Genomic DNA, 18,722 nt, shown 5'->3' with positions numbered 1-18,722 from the left:
TATCCGACTTCGACAGGCCCCGGCATGCCTTCAGTCAGATGCCTTGAACGCCAATGGCTGTGCAAGCCAGAGTGCCACGAGGACTTATTCGCACCTTCCCTAAGGCCAGAGTCGGCCAACAAGTATTTAGAAACTCGGTTTTGAGTGCCTATGATTTTCGCTGTTGCATAACAGGATTAGACATTCCAGAGTTACTGATTGCCAGCCATATAGTGCCTTGGAACCAAGAGCCTAAGCAACGTCTCAACCCCAGTAACGGCCTGTGTCTTTCCAGCTTGCATGACGCCGCTTTTGACAAAGGCTTAATCACTTTGAATTCCCATCTGGAGTTGCTGCTATCCCCTAAACTCCTGACGAAAGAAAATCGATATTTGAGTGACAGTTTTGAGCGCTTTGAAAACCAGCCCATTCGTCTACCAAACAAGTTTGCCCCGGCAGAAGAATATCTAGCCCTGCATCGCCAGCAGATTTTCCAGGCAATATCGTAAAGGAGACCTCTCACCGCCCCTTTTCAGAGACGGCGAGATAGCTCAAACCAAGCACGCCTTAAGGGCCTCGCTCTGCTGCAATAGGCTGAGATAGAGGGTGAACTGGTTGGCGGCTCTGTCCAGGTTATGGCCTTCGCGATGGATATGGAAATACTTATCCCCCACCAGATAGTCGGTGAGGAAACGCACACCTATCATAAGACAAATCACCCGGGCACCCAGCCATAGACTCTGGCGCTCCAGTGGCGTCAACACCTCGCCCAGCTCTGCCAGGTAACCCCGGCAGATGGCGGCAAACACTTCGGGCCTGACTCTGACCTTATCGAGTGCTGTGGAGTCTTCTGCCTCGGGCGAGCAGAAGGTGCGCACCATGTCGCCGAAGTCATACATCAGGAAACCCTTCATGCAGGTGTCGAGATCTATGATGGCCATGCTGGACATATCACGCTTGTCGAACAGCATGTTGTTTATCTTGGTGTCATTGTGGCAAATCCGCAGCGGCAAACCGGCACAGGTATCTTCAAGCTCCGCAAGCAACGATTGCTGGGACAAGGCCAACTCGGCCCACTGCCGACAGTGCTGCAGGCGCCCAAGCGGGTCCTCGGCAACCGCCTTGGAAAGCGCTTCGATTCTGCCCGGCAGATGGTGAAACAGAGGGATCACATCTTCCAGTTCATGGGGGTCTACTTGGCTCAGGGCGCGGGCGAAATGGCCAAAGGCACGCGCCGCCTGTTCGGCCTCGGCCTCAGAGCGCACCACTTCGATGCTCTGACTGAAAGGCAGATAACTGATGGCGCGCCAGAATCCCTGTTCACCGAGATCCACCGCCAACTGCTGCTCACGGGTCATCACAGGTCTTATCAGCTGCAGTTGATAGCCGCCTTCAGCAGCACACTGACTCAAATGCTCGCTGACCTTGGCCGCATTATTGACCAAGGCCTTGGGCGCACGAAATACCTGAGTGTTGATCTTTTGCAGCACAAGTTCGCTATCGGCGCTGCGGATCAGAAAAGTGTCGTTGATATGGCCATTGCCCAGTGGGCTGATTTTGGCATTGTCAGGGATCCCGAAGTGAGGCAGCACCTGCTGCCGGATAAGCTCAAGCACCCATTAACTCCTGTAATTGCTGTTTCACCCGGGCGGCGTCCTGGGGATATGTCACTCCCAACCAGGCATCGCGGGCGGTTTCCACCCTGACACTGCGGGTGGCAAGGTTTTGCTGTTGTTGGCACGGCTCTGGGTCTGGCTGCTCAATTGCATTTTGCACTATCGCAGGCAGATAACACTCGGCTTTAAGATCATCGCCATGGGTTGCCAAAAAGCGTCTGAGCCCCTGCTCCAGTGCGGCAAATATATTCGCCGAAAAGCCCCAGCAGGTCATGGATACCAAGGCATCGGCGGCTATCGGCCGGCGTTCGCCCTGAAGCTCTCCCTCAAGGCCATGGGTGCCTTGACGAATATCGAGCCACTCCTGCACCGAAGTCAGGTACCCCTTCCCATTGACCTCACACAGGCCACGATTCACCCCGCCATGCTCGGACAAGGTCAGTCCCAGCGGCCAGGCCACCATCATCCATTCATTGGGATGCTGCCTAATCCCCTCGGCCAACTGCACAAAGGCATGATCGCCATAATAATCATCTGCGGTGATCACTGCCATGAGGCCATCAACCAGATGCCTGGCACTCCAGAGGGCATGCGCCGTGCCCCAGGGTTTTTGCCTGTTACTGTGGCGCTTTGTGATATCCCCTGTCTGCCTTGCCGATACCGGCTGTGGCAGATCGTCCAGCGTCTGATAACAAAGGTGCCACTCAAACCCGGAAGGCAGGAAGTCGCTTAACTGGCGACAGATCTCGCTTTCAAGCTCAGGGCGGATAACCAGCACCGCGCGGGCAAACCCGGCCTTGATGGCCGAGCTTAGCGCCAATTGCAGCATGGTTTCCCCATTGGGCCCCAATGCCGCCAACTGTTTATCACCGCCAAAACGGCTTCCCAGCCCGGCGGCCATAATCACCAGAGTTAATTTTGTATCCATAAACTGTCGAATATGCCGCGAAGGAAGAAAGCCGAGCCGAAAGAAGCGAGGCAGTATAACAGAATCACAGCTCTGATGAACCAAAGCTGTGGTTAACCGTGCACCAACATGCGCCCTATTCAATAAGCTGCCGGAAGGCAGGAACAGAACCCAATGCCGCCTGACTGCCCTTGAGGCTGAAGTCATAACCGCAGAGTTTAACCGAGCCCCGCCGCGCCATATCCTGAACAATCACCTGACTATCCAGAGGGCTGAAGGCCGCTTCTACCTTGCCGTTATCGCCGATAACGACCGACATGGGCCGATAGCCAGTGCCATTGTTGAACACCAGCTCGGCGCAGCGGCGGTCGCCCTTGGCGGTAGCCAGATCCCACAAGGGGCCAGGAGCGTCAGTATCGCCAAGCCAGCTCATACGCAGCAAGTCGCCATCGAGCGACAGGTTGAAGCTGTCCGGCAGGCGCACAGTCACCCTATCGGAAGTTGCGGCCGCAATCTCAGTAGTCTCACGGCCTGATGCGTCATTAGGCTCAGCCTGAGGCCACAGCAGCCATATGATCAATCCCAAGCCAAGCAGCGCTGTGACCAGAGCGGCTATGGCAAGTCCCTTACGCTGGGCGGCCGAGAGGCCGCCCAGCCGCTGCCAAAGTTGCAATATGGCATCGCGCCAGGAGAGCAGCAACACAGACAAGGAGCCGGTGCGGTCGACCTCATCATCAAACCCAGGCTCAGCGCTATTGACCTTATGCCGGGCTTGCTTATCTGTATGCCAGCCAGGCTCTGTATCTATCGCTGAGGTATCGACCTCGGTCGGCGCCGAGTCGAAATAACGGCTGCGGCCAGGTCCATAGGATATGGCGTCATGACTGATATCATGGTCGCTATTGGCAGCAGCAAAGCTTGCCGGCTCATACGCTGGGCTCAGAGGGTGCTCAAGCTGTTGCCCTGCGGCACTATACCCGGCGCTGCTGTGATGCGGTTTGTTATTGTCGAGGTCGCTACTCTGATAAACGTGATCATCTGAATAGCCTTGAGCGTGGTTATCCGAATAGCCATGAACATCACTGCCCAGGGTTGGCTCGACCCGTCTTATCTTGCTCTTACGCTCGGCGCTCAAAGGCACAGGGCCACAGTATCCCTGCACATAGTCTCGCTTGCTGCGGGCGCCGCGGCTGCGACTCCCCCCAGGCAACAGCGCCAAACCTGCATGCAGCGCCAAAGCCAGCACCAGGGCACCTATCAGATAACTGCTATCCTGGTCGGTACTCAGGGCCAACAGCAGAATGAGCCAAGGCAGCAGGGCTATCAGTGACAACCAGGGGTTACGGCCGCCATCACCCAAGCGACGACGGCAACTGAGCAGTAGTACGGGCGCCAGTAAAATCCCGGGCACCCAGATGAAACTGCCGCCACCAAAAAGCAACCCCAGCACGAGTAACAAAAGATAGACGGCGCCACTGATGACCGCGTGTCGCAGACCATTGTCGTAACCCTGAATACAGATGAGCGATTTATACAGCACAGAACCCCTTAAAAATCGACCGACTTATTGATGGCAGCCTAACGAATTTGATGGCAATTGTCAGCGCCACTGGCATGGCAGCATTGCCTGCCTATATAATAGCTGCCCTTAAGGAAGCTGCCTTGAACACCTGTAGCTGGCGCAAGCCAGAGTGCCGACAGGGCATAGTTCGCAGCTTCCCTCATCAGCCACCGGCTTTTTTACAGCCAAAGACTTGGAACCCAAATATTATGAGTGCACGCGGAAACCTTTTTATTGTCTCGGCCCCCAGTGGAGCGGGCAAATCGTCACTGATTGCAGCCCTGCTGGCCAATAAACCGGCCGACAAACAAGTTTCCGTATCGCACACCACCCGCCAGCCCCGTCCGGGAGAGGTTCACGGCCAGCACTATCATTATGTGTCGGTGGAGGAGTTCAAGGCGCTGATTGCCGAAGAAGCCTTCTTCGAGTGGGCCGAAGTCTTCGGTAACTTTTATGGCACTTCCCGCAAGGTCATTGAAGAGACGCTTGAACGGGGCATAGATGTGTTCCTGGATATCGACTGGCAGGGTGCCCAGCAAGTGAAGAAACTGATGCCCGAGGCCATCGGTATCTTTATTCTGCCACCGTCCCGCGAAGAACTGGAGCGCCGTCTGACAGGTCGCGGTCAGGATAGCAGCGAAGTCATCGCCTCCCGCATGGCACAGGCGGTGTCAGAAATGTCGCACTATAAAGAGTATGATTTCATCATAGTCAACGACGATTTTGAGACTGCACTGGGGGATCTGAGCGCGATCATTCGCTCGCAACGCCTGACTCGTGCTAGTCAAATTAATACTCACAATGATATGCTTAAGGGTCTGTTGGCAGATTAATTGCCTTCGTGTACAATTTTGCGTCATTTTTTCCATTCAAATCACTGGAGTTTCAACACATGGCTCGCGTTACTGTAGAAGACGCCGTTAAACAAATCGGCAACCGTTTTGATATGATCATGGTTGCGGCGCGTCGTGCCCGTCAGATCGCCGTCCAGGGTAAAGATCCTTTGGTTGAAGAGCAAAACGACAAACCCACTGTTATCGCACTGCGCGAAATCGAACAGGGACTGGTTAACTCAGCGACTCTGGATGCCGATGAGCGTCAGAGCGTACGTGAGCGCGAAGCAGCTGAAATTGCTGCCGTGGCAGCGATTGCAGAAGGTAACTCTTCACTCTAAGGCATATTCTTAGGAGAACAGCCACTTGTATCTGTTTGAAGGTCTCAAGGAGTCTGCCGCCAGTTATCTGGAGCCGGAGCAGGTAGAATTACTCAAGCAGGCCTATCAGGTGGCGCGTGATGCCCATGAAGGGCAGATGCGCACCAGTGGCGAACCCTATATTACCCATCCGGTTGCGGTTGCCCGCATCCTGGCCGAAATGCGTCTCGACCACGAGACGCTGATGGCCGCCCTGCTGCACGACACCATAGAAGACACCCAAGTTACCCATCAGGATCTGGCCGAACTGTTCGGCGCCTCGGTGGCGGAGCTGGTGGAAGGTGTCTCCAAGCTCGACAAGATCAAATTCCGCGACAAGAAAGAGGCCCAGGCGGAAAACTTCCGCAAGATGATGATGGCCATGACTCAGGATATCCGGGTGATCCTCATCAAACTGGCCGACCGCACCCACAATATGCGCACCCTGGGCGCCCTGCGGCCCGACAAACGTCGCCGCATTGCCCGCGAAACCCTGGAAATTTACGCCCCCATCGCCAACCGTCTGGGTATTCACAATATCAAGACAGAGTTGGAAGATCTCGGCTTTCAGGCCTATTACCCCATGCGCTATCGGGTACTCAAAGAGGTGGTTCGTGCCGCCCGCGGTAACCGCAAGGAACTGATCCAAAGCATAGAAACCGCCATTCGTACCCGCCTGGAAGATGTGGGTATCAAGGGCAAGGTCAAGGGCAGGGAAAAGAACCTCTATTCCATCTACAACAAGATGCGCAGCAAAGAGCTGCAATTCCAGGAAGTGATGGATATCTATGCCTTCCGCCTGATAGTGGACTCCATAGACACCTGTTATCGGGTGCTCGGAGTAATGCACGGCCTCTACAAGCCGCGTCCGGGCAGATTTAAAGACTATATCGCCATTCCCAAGGCCAACGGCTATCAGTCGTTGCATACCTCACTGTTTGGTCCCCATGCGGTACCGGTGGAAATTCAGATCCGTACCGAAGACATGGACCAGATGGCCGACAAAGGGGTTGCGGCCCACTGGATGTACAAGAGTGGCCAGACCGGCGCCTCGGGTACCACTACCCAGCTGCGCGCCCGCAAATGGATGCAAAGCCTGCTGGAACTGCAGCAGAGTGCTTCCACCTCGTTTGAATTTGTTGAAAACGTCAAGACAGAGCTGTTCCCGGAAGAGATCTATGTGTTCACTCCCGAGGGCCGCATTCTGGAACTGCCGGTAGGCGCCACCGCAGTGGATTTCGCCTATGAGGTGCACACGGATGTGGGTAACACCTGTGTCGGCGCCCGGGTCAACCGCCAGGCCTATCCGTTGAGTCAGCCGCTGATTTCCGGGCAAACGGTCGAGATCATCACCGCCAAGGGCGCCCGCCCCAACGCCGCCTGGCTCAACTTCGTGGTTACCGGCAAGGCCCGCGCCAAAATCCGTCAGGTGCTCAAGAGCCTCAAGCAGGACGAAGCCAGCACCCTGGGTAGGCGTCTGCTGAACCATGCACTGGGCGAAACTAAGCTGGAACAGATAGATCCGGCTCAGATAGACAAGGTAGTCAAAGACACCAAACACGCCGATCTGCAATCACTGCTGGCCGACATAGGTCTTGGCAATGCCATGAGTATAGTCATAGCCCAACGCCTCAAGGGCGACAAGATAGAGCCGCAGAAGCAGCATGATGAACACAAGCTGATGCCGATCCGCGGCGCCGAAGGCATGCTGGTTACCTTCGCCAACTGCTGCCGCCCCATTCCTGGGGATGCCGTGATTGCTCACGTAAGCCCGGGCAAGGGCCTGGTGGTGCACATGGAAAATTGCGCCAACATCCGCGGCTATCAAGGCGAGCCGGACAAGTATATTCCGGTGCAGTGGGATGCCGTCGATGGCGTCGAATTCCAGGCCAACCTGAGGGTCGAAATCGTCAACCATCAGGGCGCGCTGGCGAAGATCACCAATATCATTGCCGCCGAAGGCTCCAATATTCACAATCTCAGCACCGAAGAGCGCGATGGCCGCGTCTATCTGATCAACCTGCGCATCTCGGTTCGCGACCGGATCCACATGGCAAATGTTATGCGCCGAATCAGGGTACTACCCGAGGTTCTGCGTACATCCCGTAACCGTTGATAACAGAAAAAAGAGAGAGCGTTATGGCAGAGAAGATCATCATAGCAACAGACAAGGCTCCCGCCGCTATCGGCACCTACTCCCAGGCAGTCAAAGTGGGCAGCACAGTCTACCTGTCCGGGCAGATCCCGCTGGACCCAGCCACCATGGCACTGGCCGGTGACGACTTTGAAACCCAGGTTGTACGGGTATTCGACAACCTCAAGGCCGTCTGTGAAGCCGCCGGCGGTTCCATGGCCGATATCGTCAAACTGAATATCTATATGCTGGATCTGGGCAACTTTGCCACGGTCAACGAAATCATGAGCCGTTACTTCAACCAGCCTTACCCGGCCCGCGCCGCCATCGGCGTGAAAGAGCTGCCAAAGGGTTCTCTGGTCGAAATGGACGGTGTGATGGAACTCTGAGTTCCATCCCCAATACAGGGCGCTACGGCGCCCTTTTTCATATAGGATCCCCCGCCAATGAGCCCCGAACGCTTCGCTCGCATCAACCAAATGCTGGATATGCGCCAGCCGGATCTGAGCCTGATCCTGGACAAAGTCCACAAGAGCAACAATATTTCCGCCGCGCTGCGCAGTGCCGATGCTGTGGGTATCCACGAAATTCATGCAGTCTGGCCCGATGCCGATATGCGCCTGTCCGGCAATACCGCCTCCGGCAGCCAGCAGTGGGTCAAAACCATTAAACACTATGACTTCGCCTCGGCTGCCAAGGCCTGCAAGGCGCGCGGGATGCAGCTGGTCGCCACCCATTTCGGCCCTCAGGCCCGTGACTTTAGGGAGCTGGATTACCGCCGCCCCACCGCCTTTATTGTCGGCAATGAACGTGATGGTATAAGCGCCGAAGCCCTGGCACTAGCCGACGAGCAGGTAGTGATCCCCATGGTCGGCATGGTGCAATCCCTCAATGTCTCGGTGGCGTCGGCGCTGCTATTGTATGAGGCGCAGCGTCAGCGGCAGGAGGCCGGGCTCTATGGCGCCCGCAAGCTGGACAATGACTATTGCCAGACCATGTTGTTTGAGCAAGGCCACCCCATTTATGCCAAAGCCTGTCGGCGCAAAGGCATTCCCTACCCGGCCATAGACACGCAGGGCCAGATAGTCGCCGCTGCCGACTGGTGGCAGCGGATGCGTGAACCCATCCCCGAACTGTGAAGCTTTTCAAACAACCGATTAAATATTGCGCCAGATCACAATTGTCGCCATACTGGTTTGGCCACTGCATAGCGAAACTAACAGATAATCAGATCGTTGCAGCCGCCGTGGGGGAAGCTGCAGCTACGCAGATAACAAGAACAGTTAAAGGGGACACCCCATGGAAGCATCATTCAAGAGCCCGGTGGAAATGCTCGACCACTGGGTAGAGACTCAAGGCGATGAGATCTATCTCAGGCAGCCGATCAACGGCCAATATCAGGATCTGACCTGGCGTCAGGTACAGGCCAAGGTGCAACAACTCTGCGGCGGCCTGCGTCACTTGGGGCTGCAACCCGGCGACAAGATCGCCGTGCTGTCGAAAAACTGCGCCGAATGGTTCATTACCGATCTGGCGCTGATGCACGGCGGCTATATCAGTGTGCCCATTTACCCCACTGCCAATGCTGATACCATACGCTACGTGCTGGAACACAGTGGCTGTAAGGCCATCATGCTGGGTAAGCTGGATCACTGGGCCGATCAGGAAGCCGGTGTCGGCGGTGATATTCTGCGCCTGGCAATGCCTTATGACACCATGCCGGCTCAATATCACTGGCAGCAGCTGTTGAATCTCGGTACACCTCTGGTGGATGCCCCTTATCCCGAAGCCGAGCAGGTGATGACGCTGATCTACACCTCAGGTTCCACCGGCAAGCCCAAGGGTGCCATCCAAACCTTCGGCAGCTACGGCTGGACCTGTAATGCCGTGGTGCGCGATCTCAAGACAGATGGTAAAGACAGACTGCTATCCTACCTGCCGCTGGCCCATATCACAGAGCGGGTGGCGATAGAGGGTTCCTCTTTCTATTCCGGCTCCTGCGTTGCCTTTGTCGAAAGCCTCGACAGCTTTGTTGCCGATGTGCAGCGAATGCGGCCAACCGTGTTCTTCTCGGTACCTCGGCTGTGGACCCTGTTCCAGAAGAATATTATCGATAAGGTCGGCTACGCCAGACTCAATCTGCTGCTGAAGATCCCCCTCATCGGCCATCTGGTCAAACGCAAGATCCATAAAGGGCTGGGGCTGGACAAGTGTCGTTTGCTCGGTTCAGGTTCGGCGCCGATACCGCCATCACTGGTGGAGTGGTATCACAGCATAGGTTTGGATATCTGCGAAGCCTGGGGCATGACAGAAAACTGCGCCTACTCAATCATCAACTTTCCCTTCGATGCCAGTAAGATAGGCACAGTAGGCAAGCCGGTGATCGGCTGCGAGGTCAAGCAGGCGGCCAATGGCGAACTGCTGGTGAAGAGCCCGGGATTGATGCGTGAATACTACAAGGCGCCGGAAGCCACAGCCGCCGCCTTCGATGAAGAGGGCTTTTTCCTCACAGGCGATCTCTGCGCCATAGATGCCGACGGTTGCGTCAGCATCACAGGCCGGGTCAAGGATAACTTCAAGACCGCCAAGGGCAAGTATGTGGCGCCAGTGCCGATTGAACGTAAGTTGGCGCAGGATCCCCATGTGGAACTTATCTGTGTCATCGGCCTGGGACTGCCTCACCCTGTGGCTTTGGTGCAACTCTCTGAAGGGGCGGCGCTGCAAGCCAGAGAAGAGGTGCGCGCCTCGCTCAAGGCCACTGTGGATGCGGTTAACCCCAACCTGGAATCCCATGAAACCGTGGAAGCGGTTCTGGTGGTCAAGGAGCCCTGGACCATAGAAAACGACGTGCTGACTCCGACGCTGAAAATCAAGCGCCATGTGTTGGAGAGCAGATACGCCAGCCGGATGGAAGGCATTCGCGGTGCCAAGGTTGTCTGGGAAGATGAAATCTAGAGCCGACGCTCCTTGGTTTATCTGATTATCCCGGCTTCGGCCGGGATTTTTGTGACATATTCTGTCAAAAAGAGGTTGCCTTCGGGGGGAAAAACCTTATGCTGGCAGCCCAAACACATTCATCGGTGCCGTTCTGCATGGCACCTTACTGACAGGAAAAGCGGTTTTTAATGTTGATTGCACTCTCTATTCTCGGCGGCTTCTTGATCCTGACTCTGGGAGCCGAAGCCTTGGTTCGCGGCGCCAGCGTCATCGCCCTGCGTCTGGGGATCACCCCGCTGGTGATCGGCCTGACGATCGTCGCCTTCGGCACCAGCGCGCCCGAGCTGGCAGTGAGCGTTAAGTCAGCACTGGCCGGCAGTCCGGGTATTGCCCTGGGTAACGTGGTGGGCTCCAATATCGCCAATATCGGTCTGATCCTGGCACTGACTGCGCTGATCCGCCCGATAGGGGTACAGTCACAAATGGTCAGACGCGACATTCCGCTGATGATAGGCGCCTCTATTTTGATGTGGCTGCTGGTACTCGACGGTGAACTGAGCCTGATTGACGGCGCCGTACTGACCAGCTTACTGGTAGGCTATCTGTTGCTCAGCTATTTCAGCAGCAAGGGCGAAGAGACTGATGAACCTATTGAAGGCCCCAAGAACCCTCTGCTGTCGCTGCTGTTTATCATCGCCGGTATCGGTATGTTGGTGGGCGGTGGCATACTGTTTGTCGATGGCGCGGTCGAGTTGGCCCGTACCTTCGGCATCAGCGAAGTAGTGATCGGTCTGACCATTATTGCCATAGGCACCAGCATGCCGGAATTGGTGACCTCGATTCTGGCCGCTCTCAAGGGCCAGAGCGATATCGCCATAGGTAATGTGGTTGGCTCCAACCTGTTCAACCTGCTGGGGATCCTCGGGGTTACTGCCTTGGTGCACCCAATCAGCTCAGCCGGTTTCAGCAGCCTGGACTTCAGCGTGATGCTAACCCTGGCACTGTTGGTGTTGCCCTTTGCCTGGAGCGGTTTTCGTATCGGTCGCCGCGAAGGCGCCATATTGCTGCTGGGTTACTGCGGCTATATGGGCTATCTGGTTACCCACGCCAGCGCCTGAATCTGAGTACGCCACTGGCAACTGAATGCTTCTGAAAAGCTTTGTTGCCAAGCCACAGTAGCATAAAAAATCCCGGGTTTTGACGTCCAGAATGGATAGTCAAAACCCGGGATATCATCAAGTTAATGGCTCAAGCAGCCCAGAAGCGCTCAAGAGCGAGCCGCTACATAACTCTCCATCTCAGCTATGCTGACACTGGCAATGAATTCCTGATCCAGGTAGAAGTCCACCATCTCCCCCTGCTTACGCCCCAGTATTACCTGCTCGGAGCCATCTTCATAGCTCAGCGTCATCGCCAGGGTATTGTCATCTATGGCTGACATGCTGGCACGGCTCAGTTTGACCAGCGCCGTGGTCAGATCCTTATCCAGCTTATGATTGATCTTGAAAACGGCATCGGCCGGCATATCCACCAAGGCCGGTGACTTGCCGGTAATGATGACATTTGTCACCTGCAACTTATGACCTTTGTGAATACCGCCAATTCAGGCTCTCGGGAATACTAAACCCGACTCAGATTCGAGTCTGTTCATCCAAGGAGCGAATGATGCGTAAACTCACACTGTTATTGGGCCTGAGTCTGGCCCTCTCAACCCAGGCAGCCACCATTGATGAAATCGATGCCGCTGCAAATCAAATCGACATTGACACCTTGAGCCTCTACGCCGACAACAGTCAGGGATATCAACAGGCCTACGCTAACTATCGTTTGGCTGTCAGCGCCAATATACTCGGCCAGCTTCAGACCCGGGATCAGGCCTTGGCCACAGCGGCCGAAAGCCTGGCTCAACCGAACTTCAACAAGGACGGTGAAGCTCTGGCACTTCTGTCTGCTGTTTATGGTATGCAGATAACCGCCAATCCAAGCCAATCGGCAACCCTGGGGAAAGCTGCAGGCAAGTCTCTGCAAAATGCCAGACAACTGGCGCCCAACAGCCCCAGAGTCGCGCTCATTGGCGCCATCTCCAGTTTCTATACTCCTGTCGAGTATGGTGGCAGCAGTGACAGAGCCCTGCAGGAAATTGAACGCGCCCTGAAACTCTATGCCAATCCCTGCAGCGATATCTGCTGGGGTCAGGCCGAAGCCTACACCTGGCGGGGAGTGATACAGCAACAGCTGGGGCAATCCAAAGCCGCCAGCCGGAGTTGGCAACAAGCGCTGGCACTGGATCCTGACTACGCCTGGGCGGGTTTTCTTCTGTCAAAACAAACTCAGCAATAAGGGAAGGTGCGAACCAGAGCGCCACTGGAGCTTATTCGCACCACCTTAAGGTCTCGACCGGATCTCCGCCCGGGGATCCGGTTTACTTGTGCACCGATACACGCCATTATTTGCGCTGGAGATGCGAGGACAACCGATGCAGGATCCACAGACTCAAACCGAACTCAAACTGGCCAAATACTATCTGGTCAATCTGGCCTTTTACTTTATCCCACTGTTTATTATGCCGGTGTCGCCCTGGCAATGGCTCGCCAGCCTGCTGGTTTTGCCGCCCTTTATCTACTGTTATTTTCGCGCCTATGGCGCCGATAGGGCTAAAGTGCACTGGCCAATTCTGGGGATCATCCTACTGGCTATCTTGATCACCCCTGCCAATCCGGGTTCTTTGTCGCTGTTTACCTTCGCCGCCTTCTTTATCGGCTTTTTTTATCCTCTCAGGCTGCTCTTGCCGGCATTATTGCTGATCGCCCTGGTGCTACTGGCATTGAATCAGTTGCTGGGTTTTAACGGCCTCTATTTTGTCTATTATGGCTGCGGCCTGACAGCCGCTATCTCTCTGCTTGGGGTCGCCGAGCGCAAACGCCAACAGGCCAAACGACAAGCCCGCCGTAGCGAAGAGGAGATCCGTGCCCTGGCGACCATGTTGGAGCGGGAGCGTATCGGCAGGGATTTGCACGACCTCATGGGACATCAACTCTCTTCCATCGCCCTCAAGGCCGAGCTGGCGAACAAGCTGCTGCAAAAAAATGATCTGCAAGCCAGTCGGGAACAACTCACTGAACTGGCGCAGATTGCCCGTGACAGCCTGAGCCAAATTCGCCGGGCTGTGGCCGACTATCGGCATCAGGGGCTTGATAGCTGCTGCGCCCAACTCTGTCGGCGCTTGCGCGAAAAAGGCTTGGCGGTCAGCCTGGAGGGGGAACTGCCTGTGCTGTCGCCACTGGCAGAAAGCCAACTGATACTGATCCTGACCGAACTGGTGAGCAATATTCTCAGGCACAGTGATGCCACAGAGGCACACTTGAGCTTTACCCTGGAGCCTCACCTTACTATTTGCCTGAGAGACAACGGCACTATAAGGCTCAAACCCACTCCGGGGAACGGCCTCAAAGGCATAGCCGAGCGGCTTGCCCTCTTGGGTGGAGAGCTGCAAATCGATACAGCAAAGGGGTTCAGCGCTCTTTTACTGCTGCCCAGACAACAGCTGTTATCGGCTCAGGGAGAGGGCATTGAGAAAGCAAAGAGCACAGTGAAAACCGAGAGTACCGAGAACATGGACAAGCTCGCCCAAGAGCAACACAAAAATCCCCAGGAGGGCCAGGTATGAAGATATTGCTGGCGGAAGATCAAGCCATGGTTCGCGGCGCGCTTGCCGGCCTGCTGCAACTGTCCGGGGACTTCAGCGTCACCCAGGCCACGGATGGCGACCAGGCATTGGCACTGCTCAAGACCGAGGATTTTCAACTGCTGCTGACAGATATCGAAATGCCCGGCACTTCGGGGCTGGAGCTGGCTGCCTGGGTCGCCCGAGAGCAACCTGCGCTGAAGACCATTATCATCACCACCTTTGGCCGCGCCGGCTATATCAAACGGGCGCTGGAGGCCGGTGTCTGCGGCTTCCTGCTCAAGGATGCCCCGGTGGAGGAACTGGTCGAGGCCATAGCCAAGGTGATGCAAGGTAAAAAAGTCATTGCCCCCGAACTGGCCATGCTGGCTCTTGGGGAGCAAGACCCGCTATCCGACAAAGAACGCCGTGCCCTGCGACTGGCCGCCGAGGGCAAGAGCAGCGGCGAGATTGCCGCTGCTCTCTTTATCAGTGAAGGCACGGTACGCAACTATCTGTCGGAAGCCATCAACAAGCTGGGAGCCTCCAATCGTATCGATGCCGCCCGAATCGCCAAACAAAAGGGCTGGCTGTAAGCAGGCGGGCAAGTAACAAGCATACTGCCATTACTCTGGCCTGTCAGCGGCAAGCTCTCTTTGCACAAAGAGTACACGAGACAATAACTCCTCGCGTAAACTCCTCGTCGAAGAAATTCTCTGACATCAGCTCATAAACAGGTAATACACCAGGCCCACCTTAAGCCCCAGGATCAGGATGTAAGCCATACAGTATTTGATGGTGCCGGACATGATAGCGCTGCCCTGGCCCTCCATCCGGGTCGCAGACACGGCAATGGCTATGCTCTGGGGCGAGATCATTTTCCCGCCCGTGGCTCCGGAGGTATTGGCGGCAGCCAGCCACAGCGGATCCACCTGCAGCTTTTCCGCAGCCACTGTTTGCAACTTACCAAACAGCACATTGGAGTTGGTATCGCTGCCGGTGACAAAAGTCCCCAACGCGCCAATCAAGGGGGCGATAAACAGATATGCCCCTCCGGTAATATTCACCAGGGTATGGGCCATATCTGTTATCAGACCGCTGACATCCATCACGGTTGCCATCGCCACTATGGCGGTGATGGCTATGATGGAGTTTTTCAGTTGCTTTAACGTCGCGCTGAACACCTTTAACATGCTGGCCAATGAGGCTCCCTGAAGGGTACCGCCGATAAAGGTCGCCAGAATGATCAAGACACCCGGCGTGGCTATCCAGTCAATGGTCAAACTCAGCTCCACCCCATTGGCCAGCGGAAATACCGGCTTGGAAGACACCTGAGTCAGCAGGCTCTTGATTTCCGGAAACAGCGGCGAGCACAACAGAATAAACACAAAGATCAGCAGATAGATGGCGCAGGCTTTGAAGATTTGTCCACCACTGTAGTGGCCGGTGATGCGGCACTGGTCATTGTCGATACGATAAGCGGCCGGGGTGGGCTTTTGGCGTTTTTTAGCCATCAAGGCCACCACCAGCAAACTGACCAAACTGCCGGCAAAAGCGGGCAACTCAGCTCCCAGATGAATGGCGACAAAGTACTGCGGCAGCAGTGTTGCTATTCCGCATACCAGCGAAATACCAAACACTCCCCGTATCGCCTTGAGCCCATCCCCTATGATGGCGACAATCACAAAAGGCAGCAGCAAGGTAAACAGTGCCAGCTGCGCGATAACTGCGCCGCTGAGCTCAGTCACAGGCAGGTTTACCTGCTCAGCCAGAATCGACACAGGGATCCCCACGGCACCAAACGCCGTAGGCACTGTGTTGGCCACCAGAGAAGCAATCGCCGCCTTCAGCGGCTTGAAACCCAAAGCAATCAATATCCCGATAGGAATCGCCACTGCAGTACCGTATCCGGCGGCGGCCTCGAGAAATCCGCCAAAACACCAGGAGATCAGTAACACCTGGATCCGCTTATCGTCGCTGATCCCGGCGAGAAGGTTTTTCAGTACCTCCATGCTGCGGGTTTGAAGCATCAGGTTATAGCTGAAGATGGCCCCCAGGATCACTATCACTATTGGCCACATGCCTTTGATAACCCCATAAGCCATGGCCGAGCCCAAGGTCAGTGCCGGGGTATGCCAGAAAATGGTTGCCTCGACCAGGGTCAGTAACAGAGTGATTAACACCGCCTGATGTATCGGCATCTTGATTTTCAGGATCAGCAGGATCATGACCAAGAGCGGTAATACGCCCAGGGAAAACAGCAAATACTCGTGCATAGGATTCCTTAAATGACCAGAGATAGAGTGAATTGCATGATGGATTACGTCCCAAAGCCTGGGGGTGAAGCTGGGTAGGCCTTGAGCGGGAACTCCAACCTGCTCAAGGCCTTGCCACAAGGCTTCAGCTGAATGTCAGCAAGGGGGACAGACACAGCAAGGCGCCGGTCGCGATAACTATGTAGAGAGACAAGCCCTTATATTTATGCAGCGCAGGCACCCGATAGACCAGGTAAGCCGGGATCAAACATCCCACCAGGCCGAAGATCGGGCTGCTGATGCTGGTAAAGCTGAGCACAGGCGCATTGAAACAGATGGCGCCCCAGGCAAGCAGTATGGTGAACAAAATAATGCCGCGATTGACATACTTGGTATTGATCTTCTCTTCCGCAGTGGTGCGCCTCAGCAAGTTCATGGTCAGGCCATAACAGGCTTCACGAAACCCCATGTAAACCGCAAAGAAGGCTGTCATAACGGCAAAAATATTCAGGATCAGGCTGAACAGCTTGATGGTGTCTCCGGGGATTCCCTGAGCCACCATGGCCAAGGCGGAGATATTCTCATCGTAGGCTTTTAGCGCTTGGTCATGCCCCATGGCCAGGCTGAAAGACACGGCATAGAAAAATACCACCACAAACAAAATGCCAAAGGCCAACTTCATCGCTCTCTGAGCCTTGTAGCGCGCCACCTCTATCGACTTTTCCCTGGCGCGATAGGAGATCACCAAAGGGCTCAGGTTGGTCACAAACAGAATCGATGACAGGGTAAATGGCAGCATGACGATAGTGTCTTTGAAGCCACTCTGGGGAGTGGGAACCGCACCTATGTTATTCAGATCCCACTGCTCTATCATCATGAAACCCAGTATCGCTATCACGCTCAATTTGGTGAGTACCATAAAGGATGAAACCTTGAATAGCAGCGCCTCGCCTCTGGATGCCAGACTCACCAGGATGCAAACCAGTGCCAACCCGTAGAAAGGATTATCGGACAACAGCTGTTTGGTGAGGCCAAAACTCTGCAGGAAAGAAGCGCTGTCATTGGTAATTGCGGTCGAATAAACCAATACCCAAATCACCAACATCAAGAAATAGAGCACACCCAGTAATATTCCCCAGTTTTTCCCCAGATAACCGGAAATCACATCCGGATAATCCCGGCATTTGGGAGATTCCACCAAGGTATTAATAAATAGTTTCTGAAACATATACATGGCTGGATAGCCAATAATGGCCGATAGCAGGAATACCCAAAGTCCCATCAAGCCTATTTGAATGGGCAGAAATACTATCCCCGCGCCAATGGCCATGCCTATACTCATGACCACCCAGCCCCAGTCCGTGCTGTCGAAGCGGGTTGCCGCCTTCCACTGTGCCGAGCCCCTGGTGATTTCTACTGCCGATATTGCTGCTGTCATTACGCCCCCTGGTTCAATTATTTTTTATTTATTTTTTGAACCATTTAATATTCAAGGAATATAAATTCCTAATGTATTTTCATTAATCTCAATGAGTTAAATATGGGGCCAAACCTGTATGATTATTGTAAATAGATAAAGTCTACCTCGGCAGATGTATAGACTAAGTTAAGCCAAATACGGCTCAAATATTGAAACCGCTCTGCTTTAGCAAACATTCCGGCGAAATTTGTATTGGCAATCCAATCGATCAATATGAAATTGGCCATCCGCAGATGAACTATCTTTCACACTTCCAGCATCCAATGAATATATTTTCATCATAAGTGCATAGAAGTTAATTTATATGAGTTTACCCAAACGCTGCGAATACGGATAAAAAGAGTGCCTGTAGCTGGTTTTCGGGTTCACCGCCGAGGCTAAAAGCTTTACCATGACTCGGCGACCAGCAAAGGCTTGTTACCCGAAGGCTGTTGTTTGGACGAGAAGAATCAGGGATCCAGTTAGCCCAAGTTAAGGAGAACAATCAATGCGTTGCAGACATTGCGGCTCAGACAATATCAGACACTTCAAAGCCATTCATGCCGAAGGCACAACAGAAGTTTCAGTCAGCGCCTCGGCCAAACCCGTGTGGAACAACCAGCCCTTCTCTGTGCATGGAAAACAAAAACTCAAGGGTGGCGCCCAACTGCAAACCGAACTGGCCAAGCGCTGCTCGCCGCCATCTGACCCTCAGCCCTTGGTGCTATTTCTGGCGGCTTTCCCCGGACTACTCTTGGGCGGCTACCTGGGGTTTCAGGCAGGCAGCAACTGGAGCAGTTTTTGGCTGGGAGTGCTGTGCTTTTTTGTCTCCTGTTTTACTCTGATCCTGAGCGCCGATTGGCTGTGGAAAAACTACTTGGGAGGGCGAAAGTCGATGCAGCAATACCAGGCGGCACTGAATCAATGGCAGAACTCCTGGTACTGTGGCAAGTGTGCCAAAGTCAGTATTTTTTAAACCTTCTTGCCTCTTTGCCGTCACTCATCAGGCCTTGGGAAT

Annotated in this window: 18 protein-coding genes; 12 read left to right on the top strand and 6 right to left on the bottom strand. The window is 54.7% G+C overall.

All coding sequences use genetic code 11. The features are described 5' to 3' along the window. Positions 1–53: 53 nt before the first annotated feature. On the top strand, positions 54–488 hold the full coding sequence (locus tag ON072_RS18660) for an HNH endonuclease (RefSeq protein WP_101055351.1): 435 nt from the start codon (positions 54–56) through the stop codon (positions 486–488). Positions 489–530: 42 nt separating this feature from the next. On the opposite strand, the gene ON072_RS18655 is transcribed toward ON072_RS18660, so the two are convergent. The 3 genes from ON072_RS18655 to ON072_RS18645 all read right to left on the bottom strand — a co-directional run bounded on the left by ON072_RS18655 (position 531) and on the right by ON072_RS18645 (position 4,042). Then, positions 531–1,595 carry a phosphotransferase enzyme family protein gene (locus tag ON072_RS18655; RefSeq protein WP_261753101.1) on the bottom strand — a complete coding sequence of 355 codons (1,065 nt, stop codon included), beginning with the start codon at positions 1,593–1,595 and terminating at the stop codon, positions 531–533. After that, positions 1,588–2,523 carry an NTP transferase domain-containing protein gene (locus ON072_RS18650; RefSeq protein WP_274626141.1) on the bottom strand — a complete coding sequence of 312 codons (936 nt, stop codon included), beginning with the start codon at positions 2,521–2,523 and terminating at the stop codon, positions 1,588–1,590. Before ON072_RS18650 ends, ON072_RS18655 begins: the two co-directional genes overlap by 8 nt. A gap of 115 nt (positions 2,524–2,638) precedes the next feature. Next, positions 2,639–4,042: a hypothetical protein gene (locus ON072_RS18645; RefSeq protein ID WP_274626140.1), complete on the bottom strand. Its 1,404-nt coding sequence runs from the start codon at positions 4,040–4,042 to the stop codon at positions 2,639–2,641. Positions 4,043–4,272: 230 nt separating this feature from the next. On the opposite strand from ON072_RS18645, the gene gmk reads away from it, so the two are divergent. The 7 genes from gmk (at position 4,273) to ON072_RS18610 (ending at position 11,444) form a co-directional block, all read left to right on the top strand. After that, positions 4,273–4,896, top strand: coding sequence for a guanylate kinase (gene gmk / locus ON072_RS18640; RefSeq protein WP_025888535.1), 624 nt, complete (start codon positions 4,273–4,275; stop codon positions 4,894–4,896). Between the two features lie 59 nt (positions 4,897–4,955). Next, the gene (gene rpoZ / locus ON072_RS18635; RefSeq protein WP_025010112.1) at positions 4,956–5,237 is read left to right on the top strand and encodes a DNA-directed RNA polymerase subunit omega; all 282 of its coding nucleotides are present in this window, start codon (positions 4,956–4,958) and stop codon (positions 5,235–5,237) included. Between the two features lie 25 nt (positions 5,238–5,262). Continuing rightward, positions 5,263–7,371 (top strand): bifunctional GTP diphosphokinase/guanosine-3',5'-bis pyrophosphate 3'-pyrophosphohydrolase, encoded by a 2,109-nt coding sequence (spoT, locus tag ON072_RS18630; protein ID WP_028780077.1) that lies wholly within the window; start codon positions 5,263–5,265, stop codon positions 7,369–7,371. 23 nt (positions 7,372–7,394) lie between these two features. Continuing rightward, on the top strand, positions 7,395–7,778 hold the full coding sequence (locus ON072_RS18625; RefSeq protein ID WP_025888534.1) for a RidA family protein: 384 nt from the start codon (positions 7,395–7,397) through the stop codon (positions 7,776–7,778). Positions 7,779–7,835: 57 nt separating this feature from the next. Next, a complete protein-coding gene (gene trmH / locus ON072_RS18620) occupies positions 7,836–8,528 on the top strand; it encodes a tRNA (guanosine(18)-2'-O)-methyltransferase TrmH (protein WP_025010113.1) in 693 nt (230 codons plus the stop codon). 160 nt (positions 8,529–8,688) lie between these two features. Continuing rightward, on the top strand, positions 8,689–10,344 hold the full coding sequence (locus ON072_RS18615) for an AMP-binding protein (RefSeq protein ID WP_144220715.1): 1,656 nt from the start codon (positions 8,689–8,691) through the stop codon (positions 10,342–10,344). 170 nt (positions 10,345–10,514) lie between these two features. Continuing rightward, entirely contained in the window at positions 10,515–11,444 is a 930-nt protein-coding gene (locus tag ON072_RS18610) for a calcium/sodium antiporter (RefSeq protein ID WP_044735398.1), read from the top strand. Positions 11,445–11,593: 149 nt separating this feature from the next. Here ON072_RS18610 and ON072_RS18605 read toward each other — a convergent pair whose 3' ends face one another. After that, positions 11,594–11,902, bottom strand: a complete 309-nt coding sequence (locus tag ON072_RS18605) for a DUF3332 family protein (RefSeq protein WP_243880484.1) — start codon at positions 11,900–11,902, stop codon at positions 11,594–11,596. Positions 11,903–11,991: 89 nt separating this feature from the next. On the opposite strand from ON072_RS18605, the gene ON072_RS18600 reads away from it, so the two are divergent. From ON072_RS18600 to ON072_RS18590, 3 genes are all read left to right on the top strand, one after another. Further along, the gene (locus tag ON072_RS18600) at positions 11,992–12,666 is read left to right on the top strand and encodes a tetratricopeptide repeat protein (RefSeq protein WP_107111236.1); all 675 of its coding nucleotides are present in this window, start codon (positions 11,992–11,994) and stop codon (positions 12,664–12,666) included. A 136-nt stretch (positions 12,667–12,802) separates the two neighbouring features. Then, positions 12,803–13,993 carry a sensor histidine kinase gene (locus tag ON072_RS18595; protein ID WP_274626139.1) on the top strand — a complete coding sequence of 397 codons (1,191 nt, stop codon included), beginning with the start codon at positions 12,803–12,805 and terminating at the stop codon, positions 13,991–13,993. Beyond that, entirely contained in the window at positions 13,990–14,586 is a 597-nt protein-coding gene (locus ON072_RS18590) for a response regulator transcription factor (RefSeq protein WP_025010119.1), read from the top strand. Before ON072_RS18595 ends, ON072_RS18590 begins: the two co-directional genes overlap by 4 nt. Positions 14,587–14,712: 126 nt before the next feature. Here the strand turns inward: ON072_RS18590 and ON072_RS18585 are convergent, their stop codons facing one another. Then, entirely contained in the window at positions 14,713–16,266 is a 1,554-nt protein-coding gene (locus tag ON072_RS18585) for an L-lactate permease (RefSeq protein ID WP_274626138.1), read from the bottom strand. Positions 16,267–16,390: 124 nt separating this feature from the next. Next, on the bottom strand, positions 16,391–17,683 hold the full coding sequence (locus ON072_RS18580; RefSeq protein ID WP_208159173.1) for a hypothetical protein: 1,293 nt from the start codon (positions 17,681–17,683) through the stop codon (positions 16,391–16,393). A gap of 529 nt (positions 17,684–18,212) precedes the next feature. Here ON072_RS18580 and ON072_RS18575 point away from each other — a divergent pair. Beyond that, positions 18,213–18,680 carry a hypothetical protein gene (locus tag ON072_RS18575; protein ID WP_144134953.1) on the top strand — a complete coding sequence of 156 codons (468 nt, stop codon included), beginning with the start codon at positions 18,213–18,215 and terminating at the stop codon, positions 18,678–18,680. Positions 18,681–18,722: the final 42 nt, after the last annotated feature.

Origin of the sequence: Shewanella sp. K8 (assembly GCF_028823715.1) — a bacterium.
GTDB lineage: Bacteria > Pseudomonadota > Gammaproteobacteria > Enterobacterales > Shewanellaceae > Shewanella > Shewanella algae.
Note: the sequence above shows the minus strand (reverse complement) of the source record. Positions and strands in the feature narration are given on the sequence as shown.